The sequence below is a fragment of the Amycolatopsis sp. FBCC-B4732 genome, from assembly GCF_023008405.1.
In the GTDB taxonomy this organism is placed as follows: Bacteria; Actinomycetota; Actinomycetes; order Mycobacteriales; family Pseudonocardiaceae; genus Amycolatopsis; species Amycolatopsis pretoriensis_A.
The window spans coordinates 8,883,470-8,901,826 of the sequence record NZ_CP095376.1 but is presented as its reverse complement, the minus strand read 5'-3'; the positions used below and the strand labels follow the sequence as shown (position 1 = coordinate 8,901,826).

Annotated in this window: 22 protein-coding genes; 18 read left to right on the top strand and 4 right to left on the bottom strand. The window is 70.6% G+C overall.

Annotation, left to right across the window (positions count from 1 at the left end; all coding sequences use genetic code 11):
• Positions 1 to 11 precede the first annotated feature (11 nt).
• The 3 genes from MUY14_RS40320 to MUY14_RS40310 all read left to right on the top strand — a co-directional run bounded on the left by MUY14_RS40320 (position 12) and on the right by MUY14_RS40310 (position 2,514).
• Positions 12 to 539 carry a hypothetical protein gene (locus MUY14_RS40320; RefSeq protein ID WP_247017579.1) on the top strand — a complete coding sequence of 176 codons (528 nt, stop codon included), beginning with the start codon at positions 12 to 14 and terminating at the stop codon, positions 537 to 539.
• A gap of 91 nt (positions 540 to 630) precedes the next feature.
• Entirely contained in the window at positions 631 to 1,197 is a 567-nt protein-coding gene (locus MUY14_RS40315) for a helix-turn-helix transcriptional regulator (RefSeq protein WP_247017577.1), read from the top strand.
• 126 nt (positions 1,198 to 1,323) lie between these two features.
• The gene (locus tag MUY14_RS40310) at positions 1,324 to 2,514 is read left to right on the top strand and encodes a S9 family peptidase (protein WP_247017575.1); all 1,191 of its coding nucleotides are present in this window, start codon (positions 1,324 to 1,326) and stop codon (positions 2,512 to 2,514) included.
• On the opposite strand, the gene MUY14_RS40305 is transcribed toward MUY14_RS40310, so the two are convergent.
• A complete protein-coding gene (locus MUY14_RS40305; RefSeq protein WP_247017573.1) occupies positions 2,511 to 3,104 on the bottom strand; it encodes a C39 family peptidase in 594 nt (197 codons plus the stop codon). The two genes, MUY14_RS40310 and MUY14_RS40305, sit on opposite strands and share 4 nt — an antisense overlap.
• 155 nt (positions 3,105 to 3,259) lie before the next feature.
• Between MUY14_RS40305 and MUY14_RS40300 the strand changes: the two genes are divergently transcribed.
• On the top strand, positions 3,260 to 3,853 hold the full coding sequence (locus tag MUY14_RS40300) for an RNA polymerase sigma factor (RefSeq protein WP_247017571.1): 594 nt from the start codon (positions 3,260 to 3,262) through the stop codon (positions 3,851 to 3,853).
• Positions 3,846 to 5,000: a hypothetical protein gene (locus MUY14_RS40295; protein WP_247017569.1), complete on the top strand. Its 1,155-nt coding sequence runs from the start codon at positions 3,846 to 3,848 to the stop codon at positions 4,998 to 5,000. Before MUY14_RS40300 ends, MUY14_RS40295 begins: the two co-directional genes overlap by 8 nt.
• 26 nt (positions 5,001 to 5,026) lie before the next feature.
• Here MUY14_RS40295 and radA read toward each other — a convergent pair whose 3' ends face one another.
• The gene (gene radA, locus MUY14_RS40290; protein WP_247017567.1) at positions 5,027 to 6,385 is read right to left on the bottom strand and encodes a DNA repair protein RadA; all 1,359 of its coding nucleotides are present in this window, start codon (positions 6,383 to 6,385) and stop codon (positions 5,027 to 5,029) included.
• 39 nt (positions 6,386 to 6,424) lie between these two features.
• Positions 6,425 to 7,117: a hypothetical protein gene (locus MUY14_RS40285; protein ID WP_247017565.1), complete on the bottom strand. Its 693-nt coding sequence runs from the start codon at positions 7,115 to 7,117 to the stop codon at positions 6,425 to 6,427.
• Between the two features lie 275 nt (positions 7,118 to 7,392).
• On the opposite strand from MUY14_RS40285, the gene MUY14_RS40280 reads away from it, so the two are divergent.
• From MUY14_RS40280 to MUY14_RS40235, 10 genes are all read left to right on the top strand, one after another.
• Positions 7,393 to 7,884, top strand: a complete 492-nt coding sequence (locus MUY14_RS40280; protein WP_004559016.1) for a CarD family transcriptional regulator — start codon at positions 7,393 to 7,395, stop codon at positions 7,882 to 7,884.
• Positions 7,885 to 7,928: 44 nt separating this feature from the next.
• Complete coding sequence (locus tag MUY14_RS40275) at positions 7,929 to 8,552, top strand: 2-C-methyl-D-erythritol 4-phosphate cytidylyltransferase (RefSeq protein ID WP_247017563.1); 624 nt, start codon at positions 7,929 to 7,931, stop codon at positions 8,550 to 8,552.
• Positions 8,549 to 9,016 (top strand): 2-C-methyl-D-erythritol 2,4-cyclodiphosphate synthase, encoded by a 468-nt coding sequence (gene ispF, locus MUY14_RS40270; protein ID WP_247017561.1) that lies wholly within the window; start codon positions 8,549 to 8,551, stop codon positions 9,014 to 9,016. Before MUY14_RS40275 ends, ispF begins: the two co-directional genes overlap by 4 nt.
• 463 nt (positions 9,017 to 9,479) lie before the next feature.
• Entirely contained in the window at positions 9,480 to 9,875 is a 396-nt protein-coding gene (locus MUY14_RS40265; protein WP_247017559.1) for a PPOX class F420-dependent oxidoreductase, read from the top strand.
• 10 nt (positions 9,876 to 9,885) lie between these two features.
• Entirely contained in the window at positions 9,886 to 10,281 is a 396-nt protein-coding gene (locus MUY14_RS40260; protein ID WP_247017557.1) for a PPOX class F420-dependent oxidoreductase, read from the top strand.
• A gap of 22 nt (positions 10,282 to 10,303) precedes the next feature.
• Complete coding sequence (locus MUY14_RS40255; RefSeq protein WP_247017555.1) at positions 10,304 to 10,990, top strand: HAD family hydrolase; 687 nt, start codon at positions 10,304 to 10,306, stop codon at positions 10,988 to 10,990.
• 43 nt (positions 10,991 to 11,033) lie between these two features.
• Positions 11,034 to 12,422 (top strand): cysteine--tRNA ligase, encoded by a 1,389-nt coding sequence (gene cysS, locus MUY14_RS40250; protein WP_247017553.1) that lies wholly within the window; start codon positions 11,034 to 11,036, stop codon positions 12,420 to 12,422.
• 22 nt (positions 12,423 to 12,444) lie between these two features.
• Positions 12,445 to 13,401 carry a 23S rRNA (guanosine(2251)-2'-O)-methyltransferase RlmB gene (rlmB, locus tag MUY14_RS40245; RefSeq protein ID WP_247017551.1) on the top strand — a complete coding sequence of 319 codons (957 nt, stop codon included), beginning with the start codon at positions 12,445 to 12,447 and terminating at the stop codon, positions 13,399 to 13,401.
• A 53-nt stretch (positions 13,402 to 13,454) separates the two neighbouring features.
• Complete coding sequence (locus tag MUY14_RS40240; protein ID WP_247017549.1) at positions 13,455 to 14,888, top strand: MBOAT family protein; 1,434 nt, start codon at positions 13,455 to 13,457, stop codon at positions 14,886 to 14,888.
• Between the two features lie 44 nt (positions 14,889 to 14,932).
• On the top strand, positions 14,933 to 15,295 hold the full coding sequence (locus MUY14_RS40235; RefSeq protein ID WP_247017547.1) for a hypothetical protein: 363 nt from the start codon (positions 14,933 to 14,935) through the stop codon (positions 15,293 to 15,295).
• A gap of 9 nt (positions 15,296 to 15,304) precedes the next feature.
• On the opposite strand, the gene MUY14_RS40230 is transcribed toward MUY14_RS40235, so the two are convergent.
• Positions 15,305 to 15,772: a hypothetical protein gene (locus tag MUY14_RS40230; protein WP_247017545.1), complete on the bottom strand. Its 468-nt coding sequence runs from the start codon at positions 15,770 to 15,772 to the stop codon at positions 15,305 to 15,307.
• A 134-nt stretch (positions 15,773 to 15,906) separates the two neighbouring features.
• Here MUY14_RS40230 and MUY14_RS40225 point away from each other — a divergent pair, with 134 nt between their 5' ends.
• The 3 genes from MUY14_RS40225 (at position 15,907) to MUY14_RS40215 (ending at position 18,355) form a co-directional block, all read left to right on the top strand.
• The gene (locus tag MUY14_RS40225; RefSeq protein ID WP_247017543.1) at positions 15,907 to 16,512 is read left to right on the top strand and encodes a histidine phosphatase family protein; all 606 of its coding nucleotides are present in this window, start codon (positions 15,907 to 15,909) and stop codon (positions 16,510 to 16,512) included.
• Positions 16,513 to 16,585: 73 nt separating this feature from the next.
• On the top strand, positions 16,586 to 17,158 hold the full coding sequence (locus MUY14_RS40220; protein WP_247017541.1) for a transglutaminase domain-containing protein: 573 nt from the start codon (positions 16,586 to 16,588) through the stop codon (positions 17,156 to 17,158).
• Positions 17,159 to 17,416: 258 nt separating this feature from the next.
• Positions 17,417 to 18,355, top strand: coding sequence for a hypothetical protein (locus tag MUY14_RS40215; RefSeq protein ID WP_247017539.1), 939 nt, complete (start codon positions 17,417 to 17,419; stop codon positions 18,353 to 18,355).
• The last annotated feature ends 2 nt before the right edge of the window (positions 18,356 to 18,357 follow it).

The following is an 18,357-nucleotide window of genomic DNA, read 5'->3' as shown; positions in this document are numbered from 1 at the left end:
AGGTGAGCTGGGTGCAGGGGACGTTCGGGCAGGTCGACTTCGTGCCGCTGCCGCCCCGGTTCGCCGACCGGGTGCGCTGGGGGTCGGTGGTCGTCGGGTCCTCGATGATCGGCGGGATGGTCCTGCTGTTCGGGCTCACGACGTTCCTGCAGGGCATCGTCCACGGCCACGCGTTCCCGGCCACGCTGCTCGGCAAGGCCGCGGCGGTGCTGCCCCCGCTGGGCGTGCTGGCGATCGCGGTGCTGGTGCTCTCGTCCCGGCGGTGCCTGCGGGGTGACTACCTGGTCGTCGCGAGCGCGGCGTCGGCCCGCCACGCGCTGCTGTTCACCTACGCGCTGACGCTGGTGCTGATCCTCGGGTCCTTCGCGGTGCCGATCGTGTTCCGGGTGTGGCCGGACTCCCCGGAGTTCCAGGCGCCGGACCTGCTCACGACGTTCTCGACGCTGGCCTTCGCGACCGTGGGTTTCCTGGCGGGCATGTTCTACGTGCGGCCGAGCGTGCAGACGCTCAGGAAGTTCAGCGACCACCCCATCTGGTGAGTCCACAGTAGACACTCGGACGGGGCACCCGTCTGCGCCGATTTGCAGAGATTTCTTTGCACAATTTCCTTTGCACGGCTACCGTGGAGCCATGACCAGCGCTCCACCACCGGAAGAGCTCGACCCGGACGCCCTCAAGGCCGTCACGCACCCGCTGCGCCGCCGGATCCTCAGCGTGTTGTCGGCGGGCCCGGCGACCGCCACGAAACTCGCCAAAGCCTTGGGCGAGAACACCGGCGCGACCAGCTACCACCTGCGGGAACTGGCCCGGTTCGGGTTCGTCGAGGACGCCCCGGAGCTCGCGCGGGGCAAGGAACGGTGGTGGCGGACGCGGCCGCGGGACATCCGCTGGCCGCGCCGCAGCGAGCAGAGCGCCGAATCCCGGGTGCTGTTCGACGACATGCAGCGCCAGGGGTTCGAGGAAGACCTCGAGAAGCTGAACCGGTTCGCGGAAAAGCGCGAAGAGCTGCCCGGCGACTGGCCGGACGCGCTGTTCTACGCCCGCGGCGGCACCTGGCTCACCGCCGAGGAACTGCAGCGGTTCTGGAACGACTACATGGAGCTGTTCCGCCGGTACCGGCGAAGCGAGGACGACCGGTCACCGGAAGCGCGGCGCGTGCTCGTGCGCCTGCTCGCGTTCCCGGAACCAGGGGAATGACCATGACAGGGGATCTCGCATGCGAAGAGGGGCTCTACTACTGGCCGGGGTGATCCTGGCCGTCACGGCCGCGGCACCACCGGCTTCGGCCGCGGAAGGCGCGGACGTGACTTTCGAAACGGCGGGGTGACCTTGCACGGCACCGTCGTCGCACCACCCGGCGGGTCGAAGCTGCCGGGACTGGTGATGGTCCACGGCTCGGGGGCGCACAGCCGGGAGGACTACCGCGAGCAGGCGGAAGCCTTTGCGCGACAGGGGATCGCGACGCTCATCTACGACAAGCGCACCGAAGGCTATTCCCAGTTCGAACGCTCGTACTCGACGCTGGCGGACGACGCGCTCGCCGCCGTCGAGGCGTTGCGCAGGCGGCCGGACGTCGATCCGGCGCGAGTCGGCGTCTGGGGGCTGAGCGAAGGGGGCTGGGTGGCACCGCTCGCCGCCTCGCGGTCGGCGGACGTCGCGTTCGTCGTGACACTGGGGGCGAACGGCGTCGAGCCGTCGAGGCAGCAGGCGTGGGCGATCGAGAACCAGTTGCGGCGCCTGGGAATGGACGGCTCGATCGTGCGGATGGCGGCTTCGACGATGATGCGCCAGCTCGCCGGCGGCGGCGTGTTCCCGGAAGCGCACCACGACCCGGTGGCCGTGCTGAAGAGCCTGCGCCAGCCGGTGCTCGGGTTGTGGGGCGCGAAGGACGTCCTGACGCCGCCGGGTGAAGCCGTCCGGATCTTCCAGGTGTCCCTGGGCCGGTACACGCTGCGGGTGTTCCCGGACGCCCAGCACCAGCTGCGGCGCACGACCGACGGCTTCGACAAGCTGCCCGGTTACGCACCGGGCTACCTGGAGCTGGTGGGCACGTGGGTCAACCACCCGCCGTCGACGTCGAGCGCCGACGCGCCGCCCGCGCAGGACCGGCCGAGCGTCCAGGTGACGCCGTTGAACTGGTACGAGCCGACCTGGCTCCAGCTCGCGGTGCTGGTGCTCCTGCTCGGCGCGTTCGCCTGGTACCCGCTCGTCCGGCGGGGTCCGGCGGCGAACTCGGCGCGGTGGCTGTCGGCGACCGGGCTGCTCGCCGTGCTCGGCTTCCTGGTCGTGGACGTCCTGATCCAGGTCACCATGGGCAAGGGACTGGGCCCGGTCGTCGCCGGCCGCCCACTGGCGTGGCTGGCGTTGCAGCTGCTTTCACTGGGCGCGGTGGCCGCCGCCATCGGCACGGCGGTGGCGTGGCGGCGGCACCGGACCCCACGGCTCGGCGTACCCCTCGCCGGCGGCGTCTTGTTCGTCCCCTGGGCCGTCTACTGGGGCCTGCTGGGGATCTAGGCGGCGTAGCCCTTCGGCGGGATCAGCGTCGCGAGCTGGTCGAAGCTCAGCCAGTAGATCTGGTTCCCGCCGAAGCTCGCCGGGTCGGCGATCTTGACCGTCATGTCGGAGCTGTCGTAGCCGATCACGGTGAAGTAGTGGTAGATCGTGTAGTTCGGGTAGCCCGGCGGGTGGTTGTTCGCGGGCGCGACGATGTTCGCGACGATCGGGTAGCCGTTGTTTATGTCGAGCACGATGTCCCGCCACAGCAGGTCGCGCTGGGCCTGCGTCGGCGGGTCGTTCGGCATCTCCTTCGTCTCGTACCAGCTCGTGCCGAGGTCGGCGTTGAGCACGCCGGTGACCTGGCCGACCCAGTCCGTGCCGTTGGTGGTCGTGCCGAGCTGGGCGGCGAGCGTCGCCTGGCTCGGCAGGTTGCCGGTGCGCGCGGACAGCGCGATCCGGGTGGCGGCCGGGCCGCACCAGTAGCCGGTCTCCTGGACCTGGTACTGGATGTTCAGCACGGCTTCGGTGCTGGCGTCGGCGACCGCGGGCAGCGAGACGAGCCCCATGGCGGCGACGAGCGTGACGAACCCCAGGCGGAATCTGCGCATGACGATCCTTCCCCAGTTAGGGCGTCAGTAGGTCAACGCCTCACGAATGGATGATCCCGACCACTCGGGCGCTTGTCCCTCACCCACCCCGAACGGATCACGACGAAGGTAGGTTCGCCCGTGAACGCTCGCGCGCGCTGCGGGCAACTGGGGGCATGCAGGTGATCCACGAGGGATCGGAGCTCTGGGGGCACGACCGCCCGGACCTGGGCGGACCCGAGCCCGGGCCGGCGTTCGGGCGGCTCTTCGACGCCCACGCCCCGCAGCTGCGCCGCTACCTCGCCCGCCGGGTCGGGCCCGAACCGGCCAACGACCTCGTCGCCGAGACCTTCCTGGTGGCGTTGCGCCGCCGCGAGACCTACCGGCCGGAGCTGGGCACGGCCCGGTCGTGGCTCTACGGCATCGCGACCAACCTGCTCCGCCACCACGTGCGGTCCGAGCTGCGCGGGCTGCAGGCCACGGCGCGGCTGGCCCGCACCGGCGAAACGAGCCACGCGGGCCACGACGGCCGCGTCGCCGAGCGCGTCGACGCCCAGGTCCGGGCGGCGCGGCTGGCCGCGGCGCTGGCCCGGCTGAGCCCGGCCGACCGCGACACGCTGCTGCTCGTGTCGTGGGCCGGGCTGGAACCGGCGGAGGTGGCCGAGGCCCTCGGCATCCCGCCGGGTACGGTCCGCTCCCGATTGCACCGGATCAGACGCTGGCTCAGGACGAACGCCCCGATCGAAGAGGAGGTGCAGGACCTTGCGTGAAGACAACGTCCGGAAGATCTGGTCCGAAGCCGAACTCGACGCGGCCCTGTCCGACCTGCACGGCGACGCCGACGCCGAGGACGGGCTGGCCTTCGCGCGCGCGTCCCTGATGGCGGCGGCCGGCACGCCCGAGGCCCCGGCGCCGCGGCGCACCGGCACCTGGCGCTGGCTCGCCGTGGCCGCGGCGGTCGTCACACTGGTGGGCGGCCTGGCGGTGGTGACGTCGCTGCGGCCGTCGGACCCGGAGCCGGCCCGCCCGGCGGCGACCCTCACCGACCTGGACCGCCCGCTGGAGCCGGGCGAATTCCGCTACGCGCAGAAGCTCAGCTGGATACCGGAAACGGCGAACGGGCAGCACTTCCACGCCCAGCGCAAGGTGGAGCTGTGGATCCCGGCGGACCCGAAGGGGATCTGGCACCGGCGCACGATGTGGACGGGCGCGGTGAAGGACCTACGCGACGGCGAAGCGGCGCGGATCGACCAGGCTCCCACCGACGAGTACGGCCTGGGCGGCCGGTTCCCGGGCGAGCCGCGCCCGGACGGGACGACCAGCCCGAACTGGAAAACGCCGTTCCGGAACTGGTTGAGCCCCGACGCGGCACTGGTCGCTTCGCTGGTCCCCGACCGGACCACGCTGGCCAAGCGCCTGAAGTCCGACACGATCGACTCCACCGACGACGGCCGGGCCCACACCCCGACGGAGTCGCTCACGATGGTGCGGATGGTGCTGGAACTGGGCCTGGCCGGCAAGGACGTCCGCTTCGCCCTGCGCGACGCGCTCACCGACGTCAGCGGGGTCTTCGCGAAGCCGGGCCACACCCCGGACGGCCGCCCGGCCACGGTGTTCGAAACGAAGGACACGAGCCAGCACCTGTACCTCGACCCGGCGACGGCGCAGCTGCTGGCCTGGGACTTCCCCCCGGGCACCCCGCAGACGACGACCACCCGGCCGAGCGGGATCCCGCTGAGCACGTCCGAGCTGCCGCCGAACCACGGTGGGCCGTCGTCGAGCACGATCGAGAGCACCCCGAACTCGGCGGTGCCACCGCCGATGGCCACGACGAGCCTGCCCCCACCGATCCCGCCGCAGTTCCAGGGCGCACCGGAGACCGTGTACTCCTACGCGATCACCCGCACGTCCGGTTGAACCCCGGCGGCCGCCGGAGCCCGGGGTCAGCGAGCGTGGCTGGCCGCGTTCAACGCGTCCGCGACGTTCGCCACCTCCAGCACCCGGATCCCCGCCGGCGGCTTCCCCGAATCCGGCGGCACCAAGGCGTGCGTGAAGCCCAGCCGCGCCGCCTCCGCGAGCCGCCGGGTCACGCTCGGCACCCGGCGGATCTCCCCCGCCAGCCCGACTTCGCCCACCGACACCAGCCGTGGCGACAAAGCGACGTCGCCGAACGAAGACGTCAGCGCCAGCACCACCGCCAGGTCGATGCCCGGCTCGGTGATCTTCATGCCGCCGACCGTGGCCGTGTAGACGTCCTTGTCGCCCAGCTTCAGCCCGCCGCGCTTCTCCAGCACCGCGAGGACCATCGCCACCCGCGCCGAATCGAGGCCGCTGACCGCGCGCCGCGGCTGGGGTGCCGACGTCGACGACACCAGCGCCTGGACCTCGCCCAGCAGCGGCCGCTTGCCCTCCATGGACACCGTGATCGCCGTGCCCGCGACCGGCTCCGCCGTGTGGCTGAGGAACAGCCCCGACGGGTCCGGGACGCCGACGATGCCTTCTTCCTGCAGCTCGAAGCAGCCGATCTCGTCGGAGGCGCCGAAGCGGTTCTTGATGCCGCGGAGCATCCGCAGCGTCGAATGCTTGTCGCCCTCGAACTGCAGCACCACGTCCACCAGGTGCTCCAGCACGCGCGGGCCGGCCACCGAACCGTCTTTCGTGACGTGCCCCACCAGCACCACCGGCAGCCCGCGCTCCTTGGCCACCGCGACCAGCCCGGACGTCACCGCCCGGACCTGCGTCACGCCCCCTGGCGAGCCTTCGACCTGCGGCGAAGCCATGGTCTGCACCGAGTCGACGATCAGCACGCCCGGCTTGACGTCGTCGATGTGCCCGAGGATGGCCGAAAGGTCGCTTTCCGCGGCGAGGTACATCCGGTCGTGGATGTTGCCCGTGCGCTCGGCGCGCAACCGGACCTGGCCCGCGGACTCCTCGCCCGTGACGTACAAGGAGCGGTCGACCGTCTTCGCCCACTGGTAGGCGACCTCGAGGAGCAGCGTCGACTTGCCGACGCCCGGCTCACCCGCGAGCAGCACCACCGCGCCCGGCACCAGGCCGCCGCCCAGCACCCGGTCGAGTTCCGAGACGCCGGTCTTGCGGGCTCGCGCGGCTTCGACGTCGACTTCGCCGATCGGCCGCGCGGGTGCGCTGGGCGCCCCGGCCGCGACGCGCTGGATGGCCGGCCTGGCCGGCACCCCGCGTTCCTCGAACGAGCCCCATTCCTGGCACTCCGGACAGCGGCCGAGCCACTTGGCCGCTTCGTACCCGCAGCTCCCGCAGCGGTAGGTGGTCCCTTTCTTCACCCCGCGAGGCTAGCGGCGACCACCGACAAAACCGGGGACCTACTCCTTGGCGTGCGCCGGGGCCGCCACGGGCAGCTCGACGGTGACCGGCCCGGCGTTCTTGAAGACGAAGGTCACTTTGAGGACCTGACCCGGCCACAGCGGCTGCTTCAGCGCGGGCAGGGTGACGGTGGCCTGGCCGACCTTCTCCGGCGCGGTCGGCGTCGCGGCCGGGCCGGACGACGGGACCTCGGAGGTGGCGGTCGCGGTCAGGTTGCCCGGGCTCGCGGTCGCCGAGCTGCTGCCGGTCGCGGTCGACGTCGACGAAGAGGGCGCTCCCGACGAGGACGGCGCGGCCGGGGCCGAGGTCTGCACCTCGTCGGTCGATTCGACGGCGTCGTCCGGGCCGATGACGAGCGAGTGCGCCGCGACGACGTCCTTGGCGCCGCCGATGGTGGCCTGGGTGCCGTCTTCGGTCGTGACCGAGACGAGCGAGTCGTCCTGGGTGCCCTGGTTCACGATCGTCAGCGTCAGCGCCGGGGTCGCGCCCACCGGGTAACCGGGACCGGACTTCGGGTACTGGACCGCGGCGTCGCGCAGGACAAGGGTCTTGACCTGGGCGTGCGTGCCGTTGACGGCGGGCTGCTGCGTGTCGGTCTGGGTGATCTGGCCGGCCCCGCACCCGGCGAGCACGAGCGCGGCACCGAGCGCCAGCACGCCCGCGCCGAGCACGCGACGATTCTGCAGCCTCACGTCGCAGTCCTTCCCTTTTCACGGCCTCGTCCCCGCGAAGACTAGCCGGGGTCGATCTCCGGCACCGAACCGGTCCGCGTTGCGCCCAAGATCAACCGTCCAAAATGGATTTCGCGATGCCCCCCGAAACGCTTCCCCGCTACCTGCGTGAGCACGGGGGTCCGACGTTTGTCAACCCCCGCTCAGGCCGCTGACCTGCGAGGACGAGTCCGGCCCGCTAGGTGGGCACTGGCGGCCCGTGCTAGGATGGAGTCAGCGAAAGGGGCAGAGGACACATGGTTTTCAAGGTCGGAGAGACCGTCGTCTACCCGCACCACGGTGCCGCACTCATCGAAGCCATCGAGACCCGCGTGATCAAGGGCGAGGAAAAGAAGTACCTCGTCCTCAAGGTCGCGCAAGGGGATCTCACGGTTCGCGTGCCCGCTGACAACGCCGAGATCGTAGGCGTACGCGATGTCGTCGGGCAAGAAGGACTGGACAAGGTCTTCGACGTTCTGCGTGCTCCGCACACCGAAGAGCCAACCAACTGGTCTCGTCGGTACAAGGCCAACCTCGAGAAGCTCGCCTCCGGCGATGTGAACAAGGTGGCCGAAGTGGTGCGCGACCTCTGGCGGCGAGAGAAGGACCGCGGACTTTCAGCCGGCGAGAAGCGCATGCTGGCGAAGGCGCGGCAAATTCTGGTCAGCGAGCTCGCGCTCGCGGAGGGCACCGACGAGGACAAGGCTGAGGTCCTCCTCGACGAAGTTCTGGAAACCGCGACGGTCTGAGCCCAAGGCAGTCCGCTGGTGGCTGCCTCTACGATCGCGAACCGATGAACGTCGTCGTGATCGTGACCGTCGCACACCATGCCTCCGACTGGGAGCTCGCTCTCACGCCGGTCCATGGTGAGGCGCTACTCACGCACACCGTGCGGGGGCTGCTCGACGTACCGGAGATTTCTACGGTGCTCGTGGCGGCCCCCCAGCGGTGTGCGAAGTCGTATTCCGAAGCCCTCGAAGGGCTTTCGTGCCGGGTCGTCCCCGGCTCGCTCCGGCAGGCCTTCGCCGTCGTCGAGCCCGAAGTTCCCCGTGACTCAGTTGTACTCCTCCATGACGCTCTGCGTGCCTTCATTCCTGCGCAAACCGTGCGTGACGTGATCAACGCCGTCGGTGACGCCGAAGTGGTCGTCCCGGTGCTGCCGATGGCCGACACGGTGAAGGTGACCGACGACGCATCGCTGATCGTCGGCACGGAGGACCGTTCCCGCCTGCGCACGGCCCAGACGCCGATCGGCTTCACGCTCGACGCGTTCCTCGCGGCCGGCTTCACGACGGCGGTCCCCCCGGGCGCGGCGACCGTGCCGGGCCACCCGGACGCGATGCGCGTCACGACCGATTTCGAACTTTCCCTGGCCGAGGCGATCGCGGCGGCACCGAAGAACGAGGAGACGCTGTGAGGATCGGCAACGGGGTCGACGTCCACCCGATCGAACCGGGCCGCGAGTGCTGGATGGCCGGGCTGCTCTGGCCGGAGGCCGACGGCTGCGCCGGCCACTCGGACGGCGACGTCGCCTCCCACGCGCTCTGCGACGCCCTGCTGTCCGCAGCGGGCCTCGGCGACCTGGGCGCGGTCTTCGGCACGGGCGACCCCCGCATGGACGGCGCCCACGGCGCGGACATGCTCACCGAGGTCAGGGGCCTGCTCGAGGCCGCGGGCTGGCGCGTCGCCAACGCGACGGTCCAGATCGTCGGCAACGCCCCTCGGGTGGGCAAGCGACGCGAGGAAGCGCAGAAGGTCCTGTCGGAGGCGGTGGGCGGCCCGGTGAGCGTCTCGGGCACGACATCGGACGGCTTGGGCCTGACGGGCCGCGGCGAGGGCATCGCAGCCTTCGCAACGGCGCTGCTGCTGGCGGCGGACTAGCTGTAGCGCCCCGCTCCGCACCGATTCCGCCCACGCTCGGCTCTGCCGGCCCGACTCCTCCTGGCCCCGGCCCAGCGCGCCCTCGGCTCCGCGCGGCCGGCCAGCTCCGACCTGCCCCGCTGCCCTCGGCTCCGCGCGGCCAGCCATCGCCGACCTGCCCCGCTGCCCTCGGCTCCGCGCGGCCAGCCATCGCCGCCCGGCGCCGGCTGGCGCGCACTCGCGCAGTCCGTCCCCGCCCCGCCGCACCCGGCACCGCGGCGCCGCCCCACCCGGCACGCCGCATCCGGCACCGCCGCTCCGGCCTTCGGTTCCGACCCGGCCCGCCTCGCCCGTCGCGAATGACTCATTCCCGGCCTCCGGGGTCCCGAATGAGTCATTCGCGACCTCGGCCGAGCCCGCCCCACCAGGAACCAGCGAGAACCAGCGCCGGAATAGGCCCCCGCCCGCGCCGGTTCGGCGTGATATGTCCCTCACCCTCCCGGCCGCCGTCCGCGCGCTGATCGATGGCAAGAACTTCGCCACCGTCGCCACCCTCGATCCCGACGGCAGCCCGCAGACCTCCGTCGTCTGGGTCGGGCTCGACGACGGCGACCTCGTCTTCAGCGCGACCGAGGACCGGCGCAAGGTCCGCAACCTGCGGCGCGACCCCCGCCTCGGCGTCTCGATCACCGACGCCGGAAACCCGTACCGGCACACCCAGCTGCGCGGCACCGCCGAACTCACCCCCGACCCCGGCAAGGCGCTCCCCAAGACGCTGAGCCACAAGTACCTCGCCCAGGACCCGCCGCCCGAGGGCCCCGAGGTCGAACGCGTCGTCGTGCGGCTGAAAGTCGACCGCATCGCGGGCAACGTGAAATAGGGTCCGGACCATGGGTGTGACATTCAACGAGGCCACCAAGGCCCTGCTCGACGGCCGGAACTACCCGGTCGTCGCCACCACCAACGCCGACGGCTCGCCGCAGAGCTCCGTCGTCTGGGCCAAGCGGGACGGCGACACCGTGCTCTTCGTGACCGTCCAGGGCCGGCGGAAGGAACGCAACATCCGCCGCGACCCGCGGGTGTCGCTCTCCGTCTTCGACCTGGCCGACCCCGAGAGCTACGTCGAGATCCGCGGCCGCGCCGAGGTCACCGCCGAGGGCGGGCCCGAGCTGAACGACGAGCTGGCCCGCAAGTACACCGGCGACGTCTTCCCGCCCGAGCCGCCGGAGGTCGTGCGCGTGCTGGTCCGCGTCGTGCCCGAACACATCACAGGGCATTCGGCCTGACCCTCCCGTTAGGCTGGAAACCATGACGATCAGGGCGGTTTTGTTCGACTACTCCGGCACGCTTTTCCGGCTGGAACAGGACGAGTCCTGGCTCGCCGACATCACCGGCCACACCGGCTCGCCGCTCGACCTCGAAGCCCAGACCGAGCTGATGCGCCGGATGACCGCCCCGGTCGGCGAGGTCGTCGAGCTCGACGCCGAGCACCTGCACGCCTGGCAGCACCGCGACCGCGACCCCGGGCTGCACCGGAAGGTCTACCTCGAGGTGCTCAAGAAGTCGGGCGTCCCGCGGCGCGAGGAGGCCGTCGCGCTGTACGAGCGGCTCATCGATCCCAGCCAGTGGACGCCGTACCCGGACACCGAGGCCGTGCTGAAAGCGGCGTCCGAGCGGGGGCTCAAGGTGGGGGTGCTGAGCAACATCGCCTTCGACATCCGGCCCGCGTTCACCGCCCGCGGGTGGGACGCTTACGTCGACGAATTCGTGCTGTCCTTCGAGGTCGGAACGGTCAAGCCGGAGCTGGAGATCTTCCGCAAGGCCGTCGAGGGTCTCGGCGTCCCGGCCACCGAAACCCTGATGGTCGGCGACAGCGAAGAGGCCGACGGCGGCGCCCGCGCGCTCGGCTGCGAGTTCGCGCTGGTCGACCCGCTGCCGACGGCCGAACGGCCGGACGCCCTGCTCACGGCGCTGCGCGCGCACGGCGTCGCCTGAGGGGCAGAGAGGTCCCTCACGCCCGACCCCGTACCCTTTCAGGGTGGCCCTACACCTTTTCGACACAGCGACCCGGAGCGTGCGGGAGTTCCACCCCGTCCGTAGCGGAACGGCGTCGATCTACGTGTGTGGTGCCACCGTGCAGGGCATGCCGCACATCGGGCACGTCCGCGGCGCGCTGAACTACGACGTCCTGCGCCGCTGGCTCGTCCACAGTGGACTGGACGTGCTGCTGGTCCGCAACGTCACCGACATCGACGACAAGATCCTCACCAAGGCCGCCGACGCCGGCCGGCCGTGGTGGGAGTGGGCGGCGACGCACGAGCGCGCCTTCGAGCAGGCCTACGACCAGCTCGGCTGCCTGCCGCCGTCGATCAACCCGCGCGCGACCGGGCACGTCACCCAGATGGTCGAGCTGATGCAGCGCCTGATCGACCAGGGGCACGCGTACGCGACCGAGGGCGACGTCTACTTCTCGGTGAAGTCGTTCGACCACTACGGCGAGCTGTCGCGCCAGGGCCTCGACGACGTCCAGCAGGGCGAGACGCCGACCCGCGGCAAGCAGGACCCGCGCGACTTCACACTGTGGAAGAGCGCCAAGCCGGGTGAGCCGTCGTGGCCGACGCCGTGGGGCGAAGGCCGGCCGGGCTGGCACCTCGAGTGCTCGGCCATGGCCACGGCGTACCTCGGCGCAGAGTTCGACATCCACGGCGGCGGGATCGACCTGATCTTCCCGCACCACGAAAACGAGCGCGCCCAGTCGAACGCCGTCGGCGACCCGTTCGCCCGCTACTGGCTGCACAACGCGTGGGTGACCATGTCCGGCGAGAAGATGTCGAAGTCGCTGGGCAACACCGTGACGATCCCGGCGATGCTGGAGCGCTACCGGGCGGTCGAGCTGCGCTACTACCTGGTGCAGCCGCACTACCGGTCCAACATCGAGTACTCCGACGCCGCGGTCTCCGAGGCCGCGCAGGGCTACCGGCGGATCGAGACGTTCCTGCGCCGCGCGGCCGGGTCCGGCGAGGTCACCACCGGCACGCTGCCCGCGGAGTTCGCGAACGCGCTCGACGACGACCTCGCCACCCCGCAGGCGTTCGCCGTGGTGCACACCACGGTGCGGGACGGTAACGCCGCTCTCGACGCGGGCGACACACCGAAGGCACTCGAACTCGCCGCGGCCGTCCGCGCGATGACCGACGTGCTCGGCCTCGACCCGCTGTCCGCGCGCTGGTCCGAGGCGGGCGGTTCCGACACGCCCACCAAGGAGGCGCTGGGCTCCCTCGTCGAAGGGCTGCTGGCCGAGCGCCAGCAGGCCAGGGCCGAGAAGGACTTCGCCCGCGCGGACGCCGCCCGTGACCGCCTCCAGCAGGCGGGCATCGTGGTGGAGGACACCCCCAACGGTCCGCAGTGGACAGTCAAGTCCGACTGAGCAACGCAAGGAAACTTTCACCATGGCAGGCAATTCGCGGCGCCAGGGCGCGATCCGCAAGACGGGCACCAAGAAGGGTGCCGTCGTCGGCTCGGGCGGTCAGCGCCGCAAGGCCCTCGAAGGCAAGGGGCCGACCCCGAAGGCGGAAGACCGCCCCGGGCACAAGGCGTACCGCCAGGCCAACGCGGCGACCAAGCGCGACCAGGCCCGGCAGAAGAAGGCCGACAAGCCGGAGCTGATCGCCGGGCGCAACCCGGTGGTCGAGGCGCTGCGCGCGGGTGTCCCCGCGACCGCGCTGTACGTCGCGCTGAACATCGAGATCGACGACCGCGTGAACGACGCCGTCCGGCTGGCCGGCGACAAGGGCATCTCGATCCTGGAGATCCCGCGCGAGGAGCTGGACCGCAAGACGAACCGGGCCGTGCACCAGGGCCTGGGCCTGCAGGTCCCGCCGTTCGAGTACGCCCACCCGGACGACCTGATGGCGGTGGCCCGCAACTCGGGCGAGGTGCCCCTGTTCGTCGCGCTCGACGGCGTCACCGACCCGCGGAACCTGGGCGCGGTGATCCGCTCGGCGGCCGCGTTCGGTGCCCACGGCGTGCTGCTGCCGGAGCGGCGCAGCGCGGGCATGACGGCGGTGGCGTGGCGCACGAGCGCGGGCACGGCGGCGAAGCTTCCGATCGCGGTGGCGACGAACCTGACGCGCCAGCTCAAGTCGTGGGCGAACGAGGGCCTGATGCTGGTCGGCCTGGACGCGGACGGCTCGGTCGACATCGACGAGCTCGAGCTGGCGGCGGACCCGCTGGTCATCGTGCTCGGCTCGGAGGGCCGGGGCCTGTCCCGCCTGGTCCGCGAGACGTGCGACGCGACGGTGTCGATCCCGATGGCGGCGGGCGTGGAGTCCCTGAACGCTTCGGTGGCGGCCGGCGTGCTGCTCGCCGAGGTGGCGCGACGGCGTCGTCTCGCCGGTCGGGTCTGACCCCACCACCCGGTCGGGTTAAGGTCACCGTCGGATAAAACCGAGGGGACCCGATGTCGTTCGTATCGCCACTTTTCTTGTGGTACTTCCTGCCGGCGGTGCTCATCGCCGTGCTGGTGTGCCCGCGGAGCTGGCGCAACGGCATCATCGCGGTCGGCAGCCTGCTGTTCTACACGATCGGCGCCGGCGGCTTCGTGTTCCTGCTGCTGGGCTGCATGGTCGTGAACTTCATGGCCGGCCCGCTGCTGGCCCCGAGCCCGTGGGACGTCCAGGGCGTCCGGCGGCGCCGCATCCTCATCGCGGTGGTGTCGCTGGACGTCGCGGTCCTGCTGGTCTGGAAGTACGCGGGTTTCGCGACCCAGCAGATCGCGGCGGTGGCGCACTGGTTCGGCGGCAGCGTGCCGGTCGCGAGCCTGGTCGTCCCGATCGGCATCTCGTTCTACACGTTCCACCACATCTCGTACGTGGTCGACATCTACCGCGGCGAGCGCCCGGCCCTGCGCAACCCGGTGTCGTTCGCCGCGTACATCGCGATGTTCCCGCAGCTGGTGGCCGGCCCGATCGTCCGGTACCGGGAGATCGCCGACCAGCTCCCCCAGCCGCGGTCCCACCGCCTCGACGACATCGCGGCGGGCTTCCCGCGCTTCGCACTGGGCCTGTGCAAGAAGACGATCATCGCGGACTCGCTCAGCCCGTTGGTGGAAGCGTGCTTCAAGGTCCCCCCGGACCAGATGACGTTCGCGACGGCGTGGCTGGGCGCGATCGGCTACACCCTCCAGCTGTTCTTCGACTTCTCGGGTTATTCGGACATGGCGATCGGCCTCGGCCGCATGCTGGGATTCCGGTTGCCGGAGAACTTCGCGCGGCCGTACTCGTCGGTGACGATCACGGAGTTCTGGCGCCGCTGGCACATGAGCCTGAGCCGCTGGTTCCGCGACTACGTGTACATCCCCCTGGGCGGCAACCGGAACGGAGCGGCCCAGACGTACCGCAACCTCTGCATAGTGTTCGTCCTGACGGGTTTCTGGCACGGCGCCCAATGGACGTTCCTGGTGTGGGGCTGCTACCACGGAGCCCTGCTGGTGATCGAGCGCCGCTTCGGCCTGGACCTGGACCCGGCGGTCCCGTGGAAGCGCTACCTGCGCCGAGCCCTGACGATGCTGCTGGTGGTGTTCGGCTGGGTCTTCTTCCGCTCACCGGACCTGGGCCACGCGTTGTCGATGATCGGCCACATGCTCCTCCCCGACTTCGAGGGCATCGGAGCGGGCGTGGAGCAGGCGTTCACGAACCAGCGCCTGGTCCTGCTGCTGGCGGCACTGGCGGTCTTCCTCCTGCCGGCCCACCCGGTGACCGGCCCCCTGCTGGAGTCGTCCCGCAGCCGCCCGGCGACGGCGTTGCGCATCGGCGTGATGACGGTGGGCCTTCTGTACGCGGCCATCCTGATCGCGACGGGGACGTTCAGCCCGTTCTTGTACTACCAGTTCTAGCGACCGTCCCTGGCTTCCCGTCCGCCGATGGGACAATCCACCCCATGACCGACCCCGTCGACCTGGCCAGGGTGCCCGGCGTGATCCCGTACGTCGACAACCACACCGGCCCCCGCCGCCTCCTCACCCTGGAGATACCCCACCTGGGCCACACGGTCCGCGCGTACGCCCCGATAGCCAGCATCGACGGCCGCCAGTACATCGTCTCCTGGGGCTCAGTGACGTTCGAAATCCCCGCCGATCGCAACGTCCACGTGAGCGCCCACCTCCACACGAACAGCGGCCACGAGCACACGATCACCCCGTTCGCCTCGATGGTCCTGGTCCCGCACCCGGCCCCGATCAGGCTGAAGGCCCAGTTCGTCCCCACCCACGGCCCCGAAGGCACCCTCATCCCCGTGGGCTGAGGCGCGGCATCAGCGCAGCAGCAGGACGATGAGTACCACCACCACGGCCGAGAAGTTCGAAGCGACCAGGGCGACGAGGAGCCGCATTCTGGTCTCCACGCGGCCGAATGGCAGACCCCGGCTGTCGAGCACCCCGCGCACCAGCCGGCGCCCGATGGCCATGACCTTCTCCAGGGTCCCCACGACCTCCACCGCGTTCTTGCGCACCTCGTGAGCCGCCACGACGCCGACCACGATCTCGAAGCTGCCCGCCGCGCGGAAGCGGATGCCGGACACCGTGAACTCCGGCCCCGCGATTTCGGTGATCAGCCCGGAGAGGTCCTCTTCGAGGCCGTCTTGGAGGAAGCGGAGACCGCCCGGCGCTGTCAGCAAAGCCGAACGGTCGTCGTTCCCGTACCTGCCCTCGGACCGTTCGGGCAGGGTCGACCGCCGCCCGTCGAGGTCGACTGTGAACGGCGAATCAACGTGGAACACCAACCCGCCACCTCGATGTGCCCCGCTCCGGGCATTCCGACCACCACCTCACGGCAGGTTGCGCACCAAGGAGTCGCGCGCCGCGGCGACGCGTTACCCGCCCCGGCCCCAGGATCGGGACGTGAAAGCCTGAGGCCGTGTTGACCACGCGGTACCTGTTCCTCACCCGGCACGGCGAAGCGACCCCAAGCGGCGAACTCACCGAAGCCGGACGGCGCCAAGCAGTCCTCCTCGGGCGGCGGCTGCGAGACGTCCCGGTCACCGCGATCCACCACGGCCCCCTCCCGCGCGCCGCGCAAACCGCCGACCTGATCGCCGCCCAGCTCCCCGGCGTCCCCCTCAACGAGAACGAAGCCGCCGGCGACTTCGTCCCCTACGTACCCCAGCGCGAGGAACTCCCCGAAACCGCGGCCGGCGTCCTCCTCGCCTTCGCCCGCAGCCTCCCCCCGGCCGACGAAGACCTCGCCGCCGAAGCCGAGCGCAGGTTCACCGGCCCCGTGCCCGGGACCGAACCGAGGTACGAAGTCCTCGTCACGCACAACTTCCTCGTCGGCTGGCTCGTCCGCGCCTCCCAAGACGCGCCACCCTGGCGGTGGCTCGCGCTCAACCACGCCAACGCCGCCCTCACCGTCATCCGGTACTCGCCCGCCCGCCCCGCCGCGCTGCTGACCTACAACGACCAGAGCCACCTGCCCGCCGAACTGTGCTGGACCGGGTTCCCGCCCGACTTCTACGTTCCGTAATCGGCAGGTGCGGAGCGTGTCCGCCACGGAAAACACGTCTCGCCCGAATGGCCGCACCTGTCAGGATGGCCGGATGAGTCCCGGTCCCTCACCCACCTCCGATCGGCTCAGCGACTACCTCGTCGCCGACGCCGTCGTCGATCACCGGCACCCGCTGATCCGGGCGCGGGCCGACGCTTTGCGCGCCACCGGAGAAGGTTCCGTCGAAGCCACCTTCCGGTTCGTGCGGGACGACGTCGAACACGTCATCGACGCCGCGGACCCGCGCGTCACCTGGCGCGCTTCCGACGTGCTCCGCGAGCGCGTCGGGATTTGCCACGCGAAGGCGCACCTGCTCGCCGCTTTGCTGCGGGCACAAGGGATTCCGGCCGGGTTCTGCTACCAGGAGCTCTCCGCGCTGCACGGGCTGAATGCCGTGTACCTGCACGGCAAGTGGTCGCGTCTCGACGCCCGCGGCAACCGCACGGGCGCGCGCGGGGAGTTTTCGCTCGACGAGGAGAAACTGGCCTGGCCGGTCGACACCGCGCGCGGCGAACGCGATCTCCCGGAGATCCACCCGGCGCCCGCACCGGTCGTCGTGGATTTCCTGATGACCGCCCGCCCCGGCCCCGGCTGGTACGAAAACGGCCTACCGGCCACGCTCTGACCCTGGCTTCCCGGCGTTTTCGGGAAACCAGGAGATCTGGTTAATTATTGCCCAGAGTGACGTCCGGCGGCTCGCACTGTCCCCCGAACTTCTTATTTCGCACCTCCCGTCAGGCGCGTAAAGTGACTCCGCGCACTCGAACAGACACGATTTGCATACGTCCGTTCGGGTGGTTCGAGGGAGGTGAAGCAAGTGGCCGCGGATGGCGGATCCCGCCGCCGTACCCCACTGCAGGAGATCTTCTGGACCAGGACGAGCTTGCTCCTCACAGTGCTCGTCGTCGTCGCCGGCCTCAGCCTGTGGCTCGCCGGCCTGATGGACCCCGGCACCGGGAAGAACCTGGTGACGTCGCTGGGCACCGGCACCCTGATCTCCGCGATCGTGGGGTTCGGCACCACGCTGATCACCGCCAGCGCTTCGCAGAAAGCGCTGGTGACCCCGGTGATCGAAGAGAGCAGGCGCGCGCTGGAAGACCTCAGTGCCGAATACCGCGCCCTGAACAAGGAGTTCTTCCCCACCGACGTGTTCGAGGCGACCACCGACCCCGACCCCGCGTTCAACCGCGGGCTGATGGCCGACCTCGACCACACCCGGCAGTACTTCTTCCGCGGCTTCTCCGGGCGGCACGCCGCCGCCCGCCTCTTGCTTTCCCGCACCGAACGCGAACTGCGCGCCGTCATCGCCGATCCGCGCGACGCCACCTCGATCAGCGGGCGTGCCCGCTACCTGTTGCGCCGCGAAGCGGGCGACGTCGACTACGAACAGATCCAGACCCGGCTCGACGAAGAGATCCGGATCGGGCTCGTCGGCCTCTTCCTGGCGCGCAGCCGCTGCGCGTCGGTCGACATCACCGTGGTCGCCGACCCGCCGCTGGACCGGCTCGAGCTGTTCGACGACAGCGTGTGGGTGTCGCTCTACAGCGACGTCCGCGGCGCCACCAAGCTGTACCCGCGGTCACTGCGGTTCACCGAGGGTTCCTTCCTCTACAACATGGAGCGCGCCGAATTCGTGCGCGTCTCGCAGTCCCGGACCGGCCGCCACTTCCGCATCACGTCCGCGACGACGCGGACGGATTTCCTGGCGCTGTTCGAAAAGATCACCGGATCCCCGTTGTCCGAGGAGCAGTTCCGCGAGCTGGAGGCCAAGTTCCACGCCTTCCGCGCGGAGTTCTCCGAAGTCGCCGAGCTAGGGAGCTGACC

What these genes read in the sequence shown, in the direction of transcription:
- MUY14_RS40255 (WP_247017555.1), top strand. Translation starts at nt 10,304, where the DNA reads ATGACGATCAGGGCGGTTTTGTTCGACTACTCCGGCACGCTTTTCCGG.
- rlmB (WP_247017551.1), top strand. Translation starts at nt 12,445, where the DNA reads ATGGCAGGCAATTCGCGGCGCCAGGGCGCGATCCGCAAGACGGGCACC.
- MUY14_RS40275 (WP_247017563.1), top strand. Translation starts at nt 7,929, where the DNA reads ATGAACGTCGTCGTGATCGTGACCGTCGCACACCATGCCTCCGACTGG.
- MUY14_RS40260 (WP_247017557.1), top strand. Translation starts at nt 9,886, where the DNA reads ATGGGTGTGACATTCAACGAGGCCACCAAGGCCCTGCTCGACGGCCGG.
- MUY14_RS40315 (WP_247017577.1), top strand. Translation starts at nt 631, where the DNA reads ATGACCAGCGCTCCACCACCGGAAGAGCTCGACCCGGACGCCCTCAAG.
- MUY14_RS40240 (WP_247017549.1), top strand. Translation starts at nt 13,455, where the DNA reads ATGTCGTTCGTATCGCCACTTTTCTTGTGGTACTTCCTGCCGGCGGTG.
- MUY14_RS40235 (WP_247017547.1), top strand. Translation starts at nt 14,933, where the DNA reads ATGACCGACCCCGTCGACCTGGCCAGGGTGCCCGGCGTGATCCCGTAC.
- MUY14_RS40305 (WP_247017573.1), bottom strand. Translation starts at nt 3,104, where the DNA reads ATGCGCAGATTCCGCCTGGGGTTCGTCACGCTCGTCGCCGCCATGGGG.
- MUY14_RS40265 (WP_247017559.1), top strand. Translation starts at nt 9,480, where the DNA reads ATGTCCCTCACCCTCCCGGCCGCCGTCCGCGCGCTGATCGATGGCAAG.
- MUY14_RS40220 (WP_247017541.1), top strand. Translation starts at nt 16,586, where the DNA reads ATGAGTCCCGGTCCCTCACCCACCTCCGATCGGCTCAGCGACTACCTC.
- MUY14_RS40280 (WP_004559016.1), top strand. Translation starts at nt 7,393, where the DNA reads ATGGTTTTCAAGGTCGGAGAGACCGTCGTCTACCCGCACCACGGTGCC.
- MUY14_RS40300 (WP_247017571.1), top strand. Translation starts at nt 3,260, where the DNA reads ATGCAGGTGATCCACGAGGGATCGGAGCTCTGGGGGCACGACCGCCCG.